This window comes from Streptacidiphilus alkalitolerans, assembly GCF_042511045.1.
In the GTDB taxonomy this organism is placed as follows: domain Bacteria; phylum Actinomycetota; class Actinomycetes; order Streptomycetales; family Streptomycetaceae; genus Streptacidiphilus; species Streptacidiphilus alkalitolerans.
Genome location: NZ_JBHEZX010000002.1, coordinates 401,056 through 414,740 on the forward strand (window position 1 = coordinate 401,056; position 13,685 = coordinate 414,740).

Here is a 13,685-nt window from a genome sequence, read left to right on the forward strand (position 1 = left end):
AGCGCCGACGAGCCTTTCCCCACAAGCCCATGAGGAGAGGACCCGACGTCATGACAGTCACTGGTACGGAGTCGCCCGGCACCGCGCCCGACACCGCGGCTGGCCCCACCGCCGACCCGGCGGCAGCAGCAGTGCTCACTCCCCGGCTCCGGCTGGTGCTGGTCCTGCTGCTCGCCACGCAGTTCATGCTGGCCGTGGACTTCGCCGTGCTGAATGTCGCGCTGCCGGTGATCGGCGAGGGCCTGGGCTTCTCGCTGGCGAACCTGCCGTGGATCGCCACCTCCTTCGCCCTCTGCGCGGCGGGCTTCACCCTGCTCTTCGGCCGGGTCGCGGACCTGTTCGGCCGCCGGCGGCTGTTCCTCGGCGGCCTCGCCGTCCTGGGCGCGGCCTCGCTGTTGGGCGGGCTGGCGCAGAACCAGGAGACGCTGATCGCGGCCCGCGTCTTCCAGGGCCTGGCCACCGCCGCCGTGACCCCGGCCGGGCTGTCGCTGATGACGACCTCGTTCCCGGAGGGCCCGCTGCGCGCCAAGGCGCTCGGCCTCAACGGGGCGCTGATGTCCACCGGATTCACCACCGGCGCCATCCTCGGCGGTGTGCTGACCGACCTGCTGTCCTGGCGTTGGGCCTTCTTCATCAATGTGCCCGTCGCCCTCGCCGTGCTGGTGATCGCCCCGAGGGTGATCAAGGACTCCCGGCCGGACGAGCGCCCCCGGCTGGACCTGCCCGGCGCCGTCAGCGTCACCCTCGGCCTGCTGGCCGTCGTCTTCGGGCTGACCCGGGCGGGCGAGCGGGGTTGGGGGTCGGCGGACGCCCTGGTGCCACTGGCGGCCGGAGCGGTGCTGCTGCTGGTGTTCTACGCCGTCGAGCGCACGGTGCCGGCGCCGCTGATGCCGCTCGGTGTGCTCGGCAAACGGTCGGTGGCCTGGGGCAATGTCGCCGGTCTGGTCGCCTTCCTCACCGAGACCTCGCTGGTCTTCCCGCTGACGCTCTACCTCCAGGACGTGCTCGGCTTCTCCCCGCTCGCCGCCGGCCTCTCCTTCGGCGTCCTCGGGACCGGAACGGTGCTGGGCGGCAGCACAGCCCCGAGGGTCATCGGGAGGATCGGCAGCAAGCGGACACTGATCGTGGGCGGCATGCTGCAGGCGGTGTTCACCGCGGCCCTGCTCGGCCTCGGCGAGGACCGCTCGTCCATGGTGCTGATGCTGGTCGCCAGCTTCGTCGGCGGTGTCGGCAACATGCTCGTCATCGTGGGCTTCATGGTCACGGCCACCTCGGGGCTCGCCGACCACGAACAGGGCCTGGCCACCGGCCTCGCCACGATGACCCAGCAGGTCGGCATCACCATGGGCACACCGATCATGAGCGCCGTGGCCACCGCGGCCATGGCCGGCACCGGGGCCTCGGCCGTCCTCGGCGGTCTGAAGGTCGCCATCGCGGTCAACGCCGCCCTGGTGCTCCTCGGTGTCCTCACCAGCGCCCTGTTCCTGCGCGGCGCCCGGCCGACCGCGCGGTAGCGGTGGTAGTGGTGGTAGTGGTGCGAGGGTCCGGCAGGGCCGGGCGTCGTCTGCGTGTGCCGGGCGACCAAGCGACACAGCCGCTGCACCGTGAACCCCGATTCGTCCACGCAGACGACGCCCATCCACGCTACGAGCCGCCCACCGACCGCGCATCTTCCCGCCGGGCCGGGCCCGTGCTCAGGCCAGGAACCCGGGTCAGGACGTGGCGGGGGCGTCGTCCAGCAGCTGCGGGCCGTCGTTGCGGACGTTGTTCACCGCGAGCGACACCGGCCGAACCTCGATCTCGCCGCCGGCCGGCACCGCCAGCAGCGCCCGCAGGTCCGCGACGTCATGGTGCTCCGGGTTCAGCCAGTCGGCGAAGTCCTCCGGGGCGATGGTCAGCGGCATCCGCGGGTGGACCCGTCCGGCGGCGTCGGTGGCTTCGGTGGTGATGATCGTGCAGGACACCACCCACTCCTGCTGGTCCCTGGCCACGGCCGGGTCCTTCCAGAACTCGTAGAGGCCGGCCATCGCCATCCCGCCCCCGCCCTGCGGAGTCAGGAAGTAGGGCTGCTTGTGCGCTTTCACCCCCTTCGTTGCCGGGACCGGGATCCACTCGTAGTAGCCGTCGGCGGGCAGCAGGCAGCGCCGGGAGGTGAACGCCTTGCGGAAGGACGGCTTCTCGTGGACCGTCTCCACCCTCGCGTTGATCATCCGGGCACCGACCGAGAGGTCCTTCGCCCAGGACGGCACCAGCCCCCACCGCAGCGGGCGCAGCTCCCGCGCGACCGCCGCGGCGTCGTCCTTGGCCACGCGTTCCAGCACACCCCACACCCGGTCGGTGGGCGCGACGTTCCACGACGGGGTCGGAACCAGGTCCGGAGCCAGGTCCGGCCCCGGGTCCGGCAGGGACGCGTGGAACGCGGTAGCCAGGTCCTCGGGGCTTCGAGTGGAGACGTATCGGCCGCACATGGGCACCACCGTAGTGCGGATGCGGCGCGCGGTGGGCCGGACGGACCCTAGATGTGGCGCATGGCGTAGATCGTGCCGACGTAGCTCATCTTTTCGAACTTGACGACGGTGCCGGTGTGCGGGGCGTGCAGGATCATCCCGTCGCCCGCGTACATGCCCACATGGGTGTTGTTGTTGAAGAAGACCAGGTCGCCGATCTGGAGGTCGGCCGTCGAGGTGACCACGGTGCCGTAGTTGATCTGGTCGTAGGTGGTGCGGCCGATCGAGAGGCCGGCCTGCTTGTAGGCCCACTGCATCAGCCCGGAGCAGTCGAAGCTGTCGGGCCCGTTGTGCTGCCAGACGTAGGGGTCGCCGCGCCTGGTCTCCGCGGCGGCGAAGGCCCTCGCCTGGACACCGGAACCGCCGGACGCGGGGTGGTACGTGCTGCTGCTGCCGGCGTTCTCCAGCTTGGTGACCGCGGTGCGCTGGGAGGCGGTCAGCGAGGCGAGCTCGGCCTTGGAGGCGGCGAGCTTCTGCTGCACCGCCGTCTTGGCCGCGGCGAGCTGCCTGCCGGTGTCGTCGAGCGCCTTGAGTTTGCTCTCGGCCTCGGCCTTCTCCCGGGCCAGCGTCGCCTGCTCGCCCTGGAGCTCGCCCAGCAGCTCGGCCTGACTGTCGGTCACCCTGCTCATCGCGGACGCCTGGTTGAGGTACTCGGTGGGATCCGCGGCCAGCATCAGCTGCACCGAGGGGTCGATCGACCCGCTGCGGTACTCCGCGCCGGCGATCTGGCCGAGCACCACGGACTTGGCACTCACCAGGGCCTGCTGACGCGCGACCTGGTCCTGGAGGATGCTCACCTGCTTCTGCAGTGTCTGCTGCTGGGTCTGCATGGCGTCGTACTGCTGAACCGCCTTGTCGGCCTCCTGGTTCTGCTGGTCGATCTGCGCCTTGAGCTGCCCGGCGCTCGGCTTCGGCGCGCCCTGCGCGGACTGCGTGGCGACCGCGGTCAGCGCGACGGTGGCCGCGGCGGCGCTGAGCACCGATATGCGGGCCCGGCTCGGACTCTTGGGACGACGATGGGACGCCATGCAGGCGGGCTCCTTCACTCGGGGGCGTGCTGGGCGGCAGCCGGGCTGGTGGCGCAGACGAACAGGTTCGCCTGTTCCAGCACCTGCGTCCGGGTCGGGTGCGGGACGGACATCACGCCGTAGCGGCAGGGGGCCGGCAGCGCCTTCCACACCCGCTCCCAGGCCGCTGCCGTCAGCAGGGCCTGCGCCTGCGGGACCGTCAGCGCCTGGGCGGGCGCGCTGGACGACATGCCGAGGTAGAGCCCCTGGCCGTCGGGCCCGTTCCAGGCCAGGGACCAGATCGCGACACCGGTCCCGTGCGTGTAGTCCTTGAAAGACTTGTCCACGTAGAAGGTGCCGCCGGCCACGGGGGTCTTGGTGCAGACGTCGTGGGGTGCGACCGCCTTGCTGGGGCAGCGGAGGTCCTGGGCGGAGCTGCCCACGCTCAGCGAGATGGTGGACTTGCCGTTGGGGGTCTCCAGGTCCGTCCTGACCACGGCCAACGACTGGCCGCCGGGCGCCTGCACCTCGGGGGCGAACACCTGCAGCGAGACCCCGCCGAGGTCGGCCTCCTTGACCGTGGTGGAGCCCGCCGGGAGCAGGGACTTCAGCGTCTGCTCCACATAGGCCGGCATCCAGGCCGTGCTGGGCGGCGTCGGCGTCGGCGCAGCTGTCCGGGTACTGCCGGCGGCGGCCCTGGTCGTGGACGCGGCTGCCGTCCCTGTGGTCGTCGTCGACGCGCCGCCCAGCAGCGGCACGCCCACCGCGGCGACCACTCCCAGCGTCGCCGCGCCCGCCACCACCCGCTTGATTCTGACCCGACGACGGATCCGGCGCCCGCGCCCCACCGCCCCCGCGTACAGGCCCTGCGGAGCCGGTTGCACGGCCGCTTCGGCCGCCTCCCGCAGCTGCCGCACCAGGTCGGCCTCCATGTCTGACGACATGCCGCACACCTCTGCTTCCCTGCTCGATGATGAGATCTGATCGATGATCGTTCTGGGCCGTTCCGGGCCGTTCCGGGCCGTTCCGGCGTGGGGCGCGGTCAGCGCTCGGCGATTTCGGCGAAGCCGCTGCCCAGCACCCCGCGCAACCGCTCCAGCGCCCGACTGCTGCGCGAGCGCACCGCCGTGGACGACAGCCGCAGCGCGGCTGCCGTCTCCTCCACGCTTCGGTCCTCCCAGTAGCGCAGCACCAGGACGGCCCGGTCCTGCGGCGCGAGCTGGCGCAGCGCGGTCAGCAGGGTGACCCGCAACGCGGGGTCCTCCTGCCCGGCCGGGCCGCCCGCCTGCTCCGCCAGGACCTCGGTCGGCAGCTCACTGCTGCTGCGCTTGCGGCGTTGCGAGACGAAGACACTGACCAGGACCGTCTGCGCATAGCCGGCCGGATTCTCCAGGCCCGACAGCCGCCCCCAGCGGGCGAACATCCGCCCCAGCGCCTCCTGCACCAGGTCCTCGGCCAGGTGCGCGTCCCCCGCGGTCAGCAGGAACGCCGTCCGGAACAACTGGCCGCCCCGGCCCAGGGCGAAGTCCTGGAAGTCGACAGGATCCTGGACCCGGCCCCGCGAGCGTGCCTGCGTACCAGTGGCTGTCATCTGTTCCATGCCCGACTAACGCCACGACCGCGCGGTTCTGTTGCAGCCCGATCCCGAAAAACTTCGGTGAACCGCGCGGCGCCGCCGCACCGCCCCGCGCCGCAGGACCGTGCGGCGGAGCCCTCCACGCGGACCGGGCCCGGCCGGGATCCACCCGCACCCCGGGGTCCCGCTCACCGCGTGCCACGCCAACTGGCCGCCCGCGGAACCCTGGTGGCCACGGACCCGGTCGACCGGAGCGCCCACGTCGACGCCGAGGTCGAAAACGACCGCCGCGGGACGCCCGTCGCCCCGCCCGCCCCCGGCCCGCCAAGGCCTCCCGGGCCGGGGTGACATAGATCACTGCTGTCTATCGGCGCAGGCCGAGCGCCTCCCTGCCCGCGTAGCGCGCCTGGCTGCCCAGTTCCTCCTCGATGCGGATGAGCTGGTTGTACTTGGCGGTGCGGTCCGAGCGGGAGAGCGATCCCGTCTTGATCTGGCCGCAGCCCGTGGCGACGGCGAGGTCGGCGATGGTCGTGTCCTCGGTCTCCCCGGAGCGGTGCGACATCACCACCGTGTAGCCGGCGCGGTGGGCGGTGCCGACGGTGGCCAGGGTCTCGGTCAGGGTGCCGATCTGGTTGACCTTCACCAGGACCGAATTGGCGACGCCGTTCCGGATCCCCTCACGCAGCAGGGTCTCGTTGGTGCAGAAGACGTCGTCCCCGGTGAGCTGGCAGCGGTCGCCGAGGCGCGCCATGAGCAGCCGCCAGCCGTCCAGGTCGTCCTCGGCCATCGGGTCCTCGATGGAGGCGACCGGGTAGCGGGCGACCAGGCCGGCCAGGTAGTCCACATGCTCCTCGACCGTGCGCCGAAGGCCCTCCCCCGTGTAGTCGTAGACGCCGTCGCGGAAGAACTCGGAGGTGGCGGGGTCCATGACCAGGGTGATGTCCTGGCCCGGCTTGTAGCCGGTGCGCTCGACCGCGCCGAGGACGAACTCCAGCGCCTCCTCAGCGGTGCGCAGATTCGGGGCGAATCCCCCCTCGTCACCGACCCCGGTGCTGTGGCCCGCGGCGAGGAGGTCCCGGCGCAGGGTGTGGAAGACCTCGGAGCCCATCCGGACGGCCTCGGCGAAGGTGGCCGCGCCGATCGGCGCGATCATGAACTCCTGGAAGTCCAGCGGATTGTCGGCGTGCGCGCCGCCGTTGATGATGTTCATCATCGGCACCGGCAGCAGCCGCGCGTCCACTCCCCCGACGTACCGGTACAGCGGGAGGCGGTGGGACGCCGCCGCGGCCTTGGCCACCGCGAGCGAGACGCCCAGGATCGCGTTGGCGCCCAGCCGGGCCTTGTTCGCCGTCCCGTCCAGGTCGATCAGCACCCCGTCGACGGCGGCCTGGTCCTCGGCGTCGAGATTCAGCACGGCGGCTGCGATCTCTCCGTTGACGAAGTCGACGGCGCGCCTGACCCCCTTGCCGTGGAAGCGCCCCGCTTCCGCGTCGCGCAGTTCCACGGCCTCGCGCGCACCCGTGGAGGCGCCCGAGGGCACGGCGGCACGGCCGGTCGAACCGTCCCGCAGTTCGACGTCCACCTCGACGGTGGGGTTGCCCCGGCTGTCGACGATCTCGCGTCCCGTGATCCTGGTGATGGCGGTCATGCTGCTCCCCACATGTGGTTGTCCCTGTTCGGCTCCCTCCCAGGCTCCCGTGCGGCACGCACGGACGACAGCGGCGTGATCGCCACTGCCCGAAAGGATCGTGCCACCGGTCTGTGCTGCGGCGGAGCGCCACCCGCCGTGTGGGGCCGGGTGGCGTGGGGCTATCGTCACGCTCACAACTCACACACAGGGGGGATCGCCATGCGGCGAATACCGCTGGGCCTCGCCGTGGCAACGGCGTTGGTACCGGTGCTCGGCACACTGTCCGCCACTCCGGCGCAGGCAGCCGGGAGCAGCCTCACCGTGACCACCATCGGTCGCAACGGTGCGAAGATCACATCGGACCTGAACCTGGTCAACACCAGGACCGGGAAGTATGTCTCGGCCAAGAGCGGCAGGCGGGTCTCGCTGGCCAAGGGCCTCTGGTCGGTCACCGTCGACATCGAGACGCCGAACACCTCGCCGTACCTGATGTCCGACACCCTCGTCGGGGTCCGCTACTCGGTCACCGGCAACAACAAGCTGACCCTGGACGCCCGTAGGGGCAAGCTGGTGCGCTCCTCGGTCGACGCGCTGTCCGGCGCGGCGGGCAAGCAGTACCGCAGCCTCCAGACCGCGGCGGTCTGCTCGGGCGACGACAGCAGCGGACTGGCCGGCGCCTACAACGTGCCGGGGCAGATCTACGAGGTCCCCAACCCGGGCTCGACCTACTTCCACTTCGCCTGGCTGGACAGCTGGGTCTCCGACGAGCTGGTCAACGGGAAGACCACCCAGACGGCGTACTACGTGACCCGGGCGACCACCGGGATGCCGACCACGCCGTCCGCGTCCTACCGCCGGTCGGGCCTGGCGAAGGTCGCGCTGTGGGTGCGCTCCGGGGAGACGCCCACGCCGACCGGGGAGATCAACGTCGGCCCGACCGACCGCAGCACGCTGTGCGAGGACATGGTGTACGGCTCGGCCTTCGTACGGACCACCGGCCCCTACAACGCCACCGCCTACGTCACGCCGGGCGACTGGTCCCTCAACGGCTACAACAGCGACGGGGACAACGTCTACACCAACGGCAGGACCTTCAAGGCCGGCCACAGCTACGGGCAGGCCTTCGGCGCGGCCGTCTACGGGCCCACCTCCGGGCTCCCGGTGGTCGCCAACCGGAGCCTCACCTACAACCCCGAGCAGACCATCGGGGACGACCACACCCAGACCAACGTGGACACCCACAACAAGATCACGCTCAGTCTGGGCGGCAAGGTCCTCAAGAGCCAGACCATCACCACCAAGTACGGCTCGGGCGGCACCTTCTCGGTGCACCTCGCCAAGGCCGGCTGGTACGTCCTCACGGACTCCTCGACGCGGGTCCACGCCGCGCCGCTGTCCAGCACGGTCACGCTGGACTGGCACTTCCACGCCGATCCCAAGCACTCCCAGGTCAGCCCCGGCTACCTGACCACGTTCAACCCGGCCGGGCTGAACAGCAGCAACAGCGCCCCCGAGCGCAGCACCACCTCGGTCGCGATCTCGGTGCTGCGCAGCACCGCGGAGTGGCAGGGCGAGCCCTTCGCCGCCGAGCACATCAAGTCACTGAAGGTCTACGCCTCGCACGACGGCGGCAAGACCTGGCACGCCCTCAGCGTCCGCAAGTCCGGGTCGCAGTGGGTGGCCAAGGTACCCGAGCCCGGCAGCAAGGGCCTGGTCGCGCTGCGCACGGTCGTGGTCGACACGGCGGGGGCCTCCTCCACCGAGTCGGTCTACCGCGCGTTCAACGTGGGCTGACCCGCCCCCGTCCCGTCCCGGATGCCACCACGGCGCCCGGGACGGGACGCCGTCCTCAGGACGAAGACGCCCCGGGGCTTGTACCTCCAGCGGCTGGAGGTCGCAGACTCGCAGGCATGGACATCACACCCGACGCGGACCTCCCGCTGCTGACCATCGGTCAACTCGCCCGGCGCACCGGACTCCCTGTGCGCACCCTCCGCTACTGGTCGGACGCCAGGGTGGTGCCGGAGGCCGCCCGCAGCGCGGGCGGGCACCGGCTCTACGACCCGGCCGGGCTGGCCCGGCTGGAGCTGGTGGCCACCTTGCGCGAACTCGGACTGAGCCATGCCGAGGTGCGGCGGGTGCTGGACCGCGAGAGCACCGTGGCCGAGGTCGCCGCGACCCATGTAGCGGCGCTCGACGCCCAGATCAGCACCCTGCGGCTGCGCCGCTCCGTGCTGTCCGCCGTCGCCGCAGGAGATCGGGAGGAGCCGGGGCACCTGGACCGGTTGAACCGGATGGCACGGCTGTCCGCGCAGGAGCGGCAGCAGATCATCGACGACTTCGCCGCACGGGCCTGCGCGGGCCTGGAGGCCGAACCCCAGCTGCGGGAACGCCTGGGTGGCGGTGATGGCGGCGGGCACCAGTTGCCCGACACCCCGACGCAGGAGCAGTTGGACGCCTGGCTGGAACTGTCCGAGATGATGCGGGACCCGGAGTTCCAGCGGTTCGCCCGCAGGGCCGTGGAGCACAGCCCGGCCAACGGCGCAGCCGGGCGGGGCCCGCAGCCGGACCCGCACAGCGTCTTCGCCCGGAACCTCGACCGCACGGTCGGCGCCGCGCTGCGCGAGGGCATCGCCCCGGACTCCCCCGCGGCGGCGGAGGTGGTGGACCAGTTGCTCGACCACCCCGGCCCCGAGCGCCGCGCGGCCGTCCGGGCCCGGCTCCGCGCCCGGCTGGACGCCGGCATCGACGGGCGCCTGGAGCGCTACCGCCGGCTGCTGGCCGTCCTGCAGGACCAGCAGCCGCCCACCCCCCGCACCGCCGCCTGGACCTGGCTGGCCACCGCACTCGACGTCCCCGACGCGGGGGCGGGGGCGGGGGCGGGCCAGCCGTCCTGACGGGTCAACGGTTGAGCCGGTTCTCGGCTTCGGCCCCGCTCACGAGTTCACGCAGTTCACGGGTGAGGGACGGCAGGTGGATCGTCTGGCCGATGATCGTGAACCAGTTGTAGAGCTCGAGGGCGAGAGCGATGCGATAGAGCCGCAAGCGCGAGCGCCAGGCCACCGGCCATGGTCCGGATGGCCGACCGGGCACGGAGATGCCGTACCCGGACAGCAGTCCGTCGATTTTGGTCGGGTCTCCCCGCATGGAGAAGGCGTCGAGGCGGACGAAGTCCATCAGCGGATCTCCGGCGTGCATATTGAGCGGGTCGAGCAGGCCGGTCAGCGCGCAGGTGCCGTCCTCGGCGAGGTCGACCAGGAGGTTGGGCTCATGCACGTCGCCGTGGCAGTACGCGGGCCGGAGGCATGCGGAGAATGCCGCTGAGTGTGCGGCGACATACGCGGTGAGGTCGTCGGCCAGGTCCGGACCCGGGGCCGGGTCGGCGGCGTTCTCGCGAAAGGCGCGCAACTCGCGCTCGAACATGCGGTCCATATGTGACCGATTGTCCGGAAGCGGCTTGTGGATCTCACCGTTGACGTAGCCGTACCCGTCGGCGGGGATCGCATGCAGGCGCTTCAGCACCTCGCCGACCTGCCGGTAGACCTCGTGGAGCTGTGCCGGCGTGAGCGCGTCCCCCACCTCCGTGAGGGTACGGCCTGGGCGCAGCGAGGAGACGACGCAGGGGCGTCCGCCGAGCGCGTCGGCAGCGCTGCTGAAGGCCAGGACCCGCGGCGAGATGTTGATGCCGTGCCCGGTCAGGAAGCGCAGGGCGCGTGCTTCCTTGGCGGCCTCCCAGAGGCTGTCGGTCCCATAGATCTTGAGCACGACCGGCAGCGCATCGGCCTGGGCGAACCCGATGCGGTACGCCCCGGTGACCGAGCCCTCGGCGAACCTCGACACGGCGCGGACCGGGCCGCGGGCAGGCAGCAGCTCGGCGAACAGTTCGCCCGCGCAAGGCACGGTCAGCTCCTGGGACACCCGAGGAGCCTATGAGCGCTCCGCCGCGACCGTCCACGGATTTTGGCCGCACTGCCTTCGCCCTGCCCGGAGGAAGGCCGTCCGTGACGTACCGTGTCCGGGGCGAGCAGAACAGCGTTCGAGACCGGAGCGAATGATGAAGGCAGCACGCTCCGACCAGCAGTCAGCTGTCCGGATCGGTGCGCTCGTTCCGCTGTCCCGGCCCGGCTGGGTCGGGGCGGGTCGGCACCTGCTCGCCGGACTGGAGCTCGCCGTCAGCGAGGTCAATGCGGCCGGCGGGGTCGGCGGGCGACCGCTCGAGCTGGTGGTCCGGGACACCGCCGCCGATCCGCAGCGGGCCGCCGCAGCCGTGGAGGAACTGGCCGGCCTGGGCGTGGCCGCCCTGGCCGGGGAGTACCACAGCGTCGTCGCCCGCGCCGCTGCCGCCAGGGCCGACGCCCTCGGTCTGCCGTTCCTCTGCTCGTCGGCGGTTCTGGACGCTCTCACCGAGGAGCCGACCGGATGGGTCGCCCGGCTGGCCCCGGCGCAGTCGCACGGCTGGCAGACCTACGCGGGCTTCCTCCTGGGCTCGGGCCACAGCCGCATCGCCGTGGCAGCCGAGCCGAGTGTCTACTGGGCGTCAGGGGCCCGCATCCTGCGGAACCACCTCGCCCCGCGCGGCGGCACCGTGATCGAACTCGACGCGCGGGCGCTCACTCCCGCGGCCCTGTGCGACCAACTCGTCGGCAGCGGTGCGACAGCCCTGCTCCTACTGGTCGGCTTCCCGGAACCGGCAGCGTCGATCGTCACCTCCGTCCGCCGCGACCAGCGGCTCGCCGAGATCCTGATCGGTGCTCCCGCCGGGCAGCCGGAGTTCGCCGAATGGTCGGCACTGCTGGGCGACGACGGCGCCGGGATCCCGTTCCTGCGCTACCTCCCCGAGCGCCTGGGCCCACTCGGCCTGCGGGTCGGGACGGCGCTGCACGAGCGGCTGGGCGAGGCGCCCTCCTTCGTCGCGTTCGAGGGCTACGACACCGTCGCGGTCCTCGCCGACGCCCTGCGTTCGCACGGCACGGATCGGGCCCGCCTCGCCGCGTCCTGGCCGCAGGTCGCCGTCGAAGGCACCCGTGGGCGGATCCGGTTCTCGCGCACCCCCGGCATCGGCGTGTGGCAGTGGGCCTGGCCGCCCACCCAGGTCGTGGACCGGGACCCGGCAGCGCCCGACCGCTTCCGCGTCCTCCATTCCGCCTGACGGGGGCACGCGGGCCGGGGCGATGTCACATTCGCCGGCCCTGATCCGTCTTATCTGCGGAAGCGACTACTGACGCGGAAGCAGACAGGCAGGAGTGGGCTGTCATGACCCAGCAGGAACCCGCAGCGGCGGGTGCCACGGAGGGTGCTACGGAGGCGGCGGGTGCTACCGAGGCCGCCGCCGACTGGCTCGACGGGCGGCTGAGCATCTACGCCGCGGCGAGGAACAACCTCCGGAAGATCTTCCCGGACCACTGGTCCTTCATGCTCGGCGAGATCTGCCTCTACAGCTTCATCATCCTCATCCTGACCGGCATCTATCTCACCCTGTTCTTCAACCCCAGCATGGGCGAGGTGGTCTACCACGGCAGCTACACCCCGCTGAACGGCATCCGGATGTCGGAGGCCTACAAGTCGACCCTGGACATCAGCTTCGACGTCCGCGGCGGCCTGCTGATCCGTCAGATCCACCACTGGGCGGCCATCGTGTTCGTGGCGGCGATGCTGGTGCACATGATGCGGGTGTTCTTCACCGGCGCGTTCCGCAAGCCCCGCGAGATCAACTGGCTGTTCGGCTTCCTGCTGCTGGTCCTGGCGATGTTCGAGGGCCTGATGGGCTACTCGCTGCCGGACGACCTGCTGTCCGGGACCGGCATCCGCTTCCTGGAGGGCGCGCTGCTGTCGACACCCATCGTCGGCACCTACATCACCCTGTTCCTGTACGGGGGCGAGTTCCCCGGCACCGACATCATCCCGCGCTTCTACAGCATCCACGTGCTGCTGCTGCCCGGGCTGATGCTGGCCCTGGTGCTGACCCACATCTGCTACGTCTGGTACCACAAGCACACCCAGTTCGCCGGGCCCGGACGCACCGAGCGCAATGTCGTCGGGATGCCCTTCTTCCCGGTCTACGTGGCCAAGGCGACCGGCTTCTTCTTCCTGGTCTTCGGCGTCATCACGCTGGCCGCGGCGGTCGCCTCGGTCAACCCGATCTGGGCCTACGGCCCGTACCGTCCCGACCAGGTGTCCACCGACGCCCAGCCGGACTGGTACATGGGCATGCCCGAAGGACTGATCCGGATCATGCCCGGCTGGGAGGTACGGGCCTGGGGCCACACGCTGGAGCTGGGCGTCTTCATCCCGCTGGCCCTGTTCGGCCTGGTCCTGGTCGCCATCGGGTTCTACCCCTACCTGGAAGGGTGGATCACCCGGGACAAGCGCGAGCACCACCTCCTGGACCGCCCGCGCAACCGCCCGGTCCGCACGGCGCTGGGCGTGGCCTGGGTGACCGAGTACCTGATACTGCTGCTGGCGGGCGGCAACGACGTGGTCGCCACCCGCTTCCACCTCTCGATCAACACCATCACCTGGGCCTGCCGGATCCTGGTCCTGCTGGGGCCGGTGGTCGCGTTCAGCGTCACCAGGCGCTGGGCCCTCGGCCTGCAGCGCCGCGACCGGGACAAGGTCCTGCACGGCCGCGAGACCGGCATCATCAAGCGCCTGCCGCACGGCGAGTTCGTCGAGACGCACGAGCAGCTCACGCCGGCGGCGCTGCACACCCTGACCGCCCACGAGCACCCCGAGCCCGTCGCACTGCCCCCGGCGGTGGACGGCAACGGCGTCCGCGCCCGGACCAGGCCGCTGGAGTTGCTGCGCGCCAGGCTCTCCGCCGCGTACTTCGGCCCCGGCGGCCAGATCCCCTGGCCGAGTACGCCGCAGCACGATGAACTGACCACTCGTCAGCACCTTGCCCAGCAGGCCCACCTTACCCAGCAGGCCCAGCCCGCCGAGCCCGCCGACCGTTGAGCCCGGGAGGA

General features: G+C 71.4%; 11 protein-coding genes. 5 read left to right on the forward strand and 6 right to left on the reverse strand.

Annotated elements, in window-relative coordinates; genetic code table 11:
• Window positions 1-50: 50 nt before the first annotated feature.
• A complete protein-coding gene (locus ACEZDG_RS05590) occupies window positions 51-1,514 on the forward strand; it encodes an MFS transporter (protein ID WP_380503161.1) in 1,464 nt (487 codons plus the stop codon).
• A 198-nt stretch (window positions 1,515-1,712) separates the two neighbouring features.
• Here ACEZDG_RS05590 and ACEZDG_RS05595 read toward each other — a convergent pair whose 3' ends face one another.
• From ACEZDG_RS05595 to eno, 5 genes are all read right to left on the reverse strand, one after another.
• The gene (locus ACEZDG_RS05595) at window positions 1,713-2,468 is read right to left on the reverse strand and encodes an SOS response-associated peptidase (protein WP_380503164.1); all 756 of its coding nucleotides are present in this window, start codon (window positions 2,466-2,468) and stop codon (window positions 1,713-1,715) included.
• 47 nt (window positions 2,469-2,515) lie between these two features.
• Window positions 2,516-3,535, reverse strand: coding sequence for a C40 family peptidase (locus tag ACEZDG_RS05600; RefSeq protein WP_380503167.1), 1,020 nt, complete (start codon window positions 3,533-3,535; stop codon window positions 2,516-2,518).
• 14 nt (window positions 3,536-3,549) lie between these two features.
• Window positions 3,550-4,458, reverse strand: a complete 909-nt coding sequence (locus tag ACEZDG_RS05605; RefSeq protein WP_380503170.1) for a hypothetical protein — start codon at window positions 4,456-4,458, stop codon at window positions 3,550-3,552.
• Window positions 4,459-4,556: 98 nt separating this feature from the next.
• Window positions 4,557-5,105: a SigE family RNA polymerase sigma factor gene (locus ACEZDG_RS05610; RefSeq protein WP_380503843.1), complete on the reverse strand. Its 549-nt coding sequence runs from the start codon at window positions 5,103-5,105 to the stop codon at window positions 4,557-4,559.
• A 349-nt stretch (window positions 5,106-5,454) separates the two neighbouring features.
• Window positions 5,455-6,738 (reverse strand): phosphopyruvate hydratase, encoded by a 1,284-nt coding sequence (gene eno, locus ACEZDG_RS05615; RefSeq protein WP_380503173.1) that lies wholly within the window; start codon window positions 6,736-6,738, stop codon window positions 5,455-5,457.
• 201 nt (window positions 6,739-6,939) lie between these two features.
• On the opposite strand from eno, the gene ACEZDG_RS05620 reads away from it, so the two are divergent.
• The gene (locus ACEZDG_RS05620) at window positions 6,940-8,514 is read left to right on the forward strand and encodes a hypothetical protein (RefSeq protein ID WP_380503176.1); all 1,575 of its coding nucleotides are present in this window, start codon (window positions 6,940-6,942) and stop codon (window positions 8,512-8,514) included.
• A 116-nt stretch (window positions 8,515-8,630) separates the two neighbouring features.
• Window positions 8,631-9,617, forward strand: coding sequence for a helix-turn-helix domain-containing protein (locus tag ACEZDG_RS05625; RefSeq protein WP_380503179.1), 987 nt, complete (start codon window positions 8,631-8,633; stop codon window positions 9,615-9,617).
• A 4-nt stretch (window positions 9,618-9,621) separates the two neighbouring features.
• Here the strand turns inward: ACEZDG_RS05625 and ACEZDG_RS05630 are convergent, their stop codons facing one another.
• Entirely contained in the window at window positions 9,622-10,638 is a 1,017-nt protein-coding gene (locus tag ACEZDG_RS05630) for a phosphotransferase family protein (protein ID WP_380503182.1), read from the reverse strand.
• A gap of 133 nt (window positions 10,639-10,771) precedes the next feature.
• Between ACEZDG_RS05630 and ACEZDG_RS05635 the strand changes: the two genes are divergently transcribed.
• A complete protein-coding gene (locus ACEZDG_RS05635) occupies window positions 10,772-11,869 on the forward strand; it encodes an ABC transporter substrate-binding protein (protein ID WP_380503185.1) in 1,098 nt (365 codons plus the stop codon).
• Window positions 11,870-11,973: 104 nt separating this feature from the next.
• A complete protein-coding gene (gene qcrB / locus ACEZDG_RS05640) occupies window positions 11,974-13,674 on the forward strand; it encodes a cytochrome bc1 complex cytochrome b subunit (RefSeq protein WP_380503188.1) in 1,701 nt (566 codons plus the stop codon).
• Window positions 13,675-13,685 lie beyond the last annotated feature (11 nt).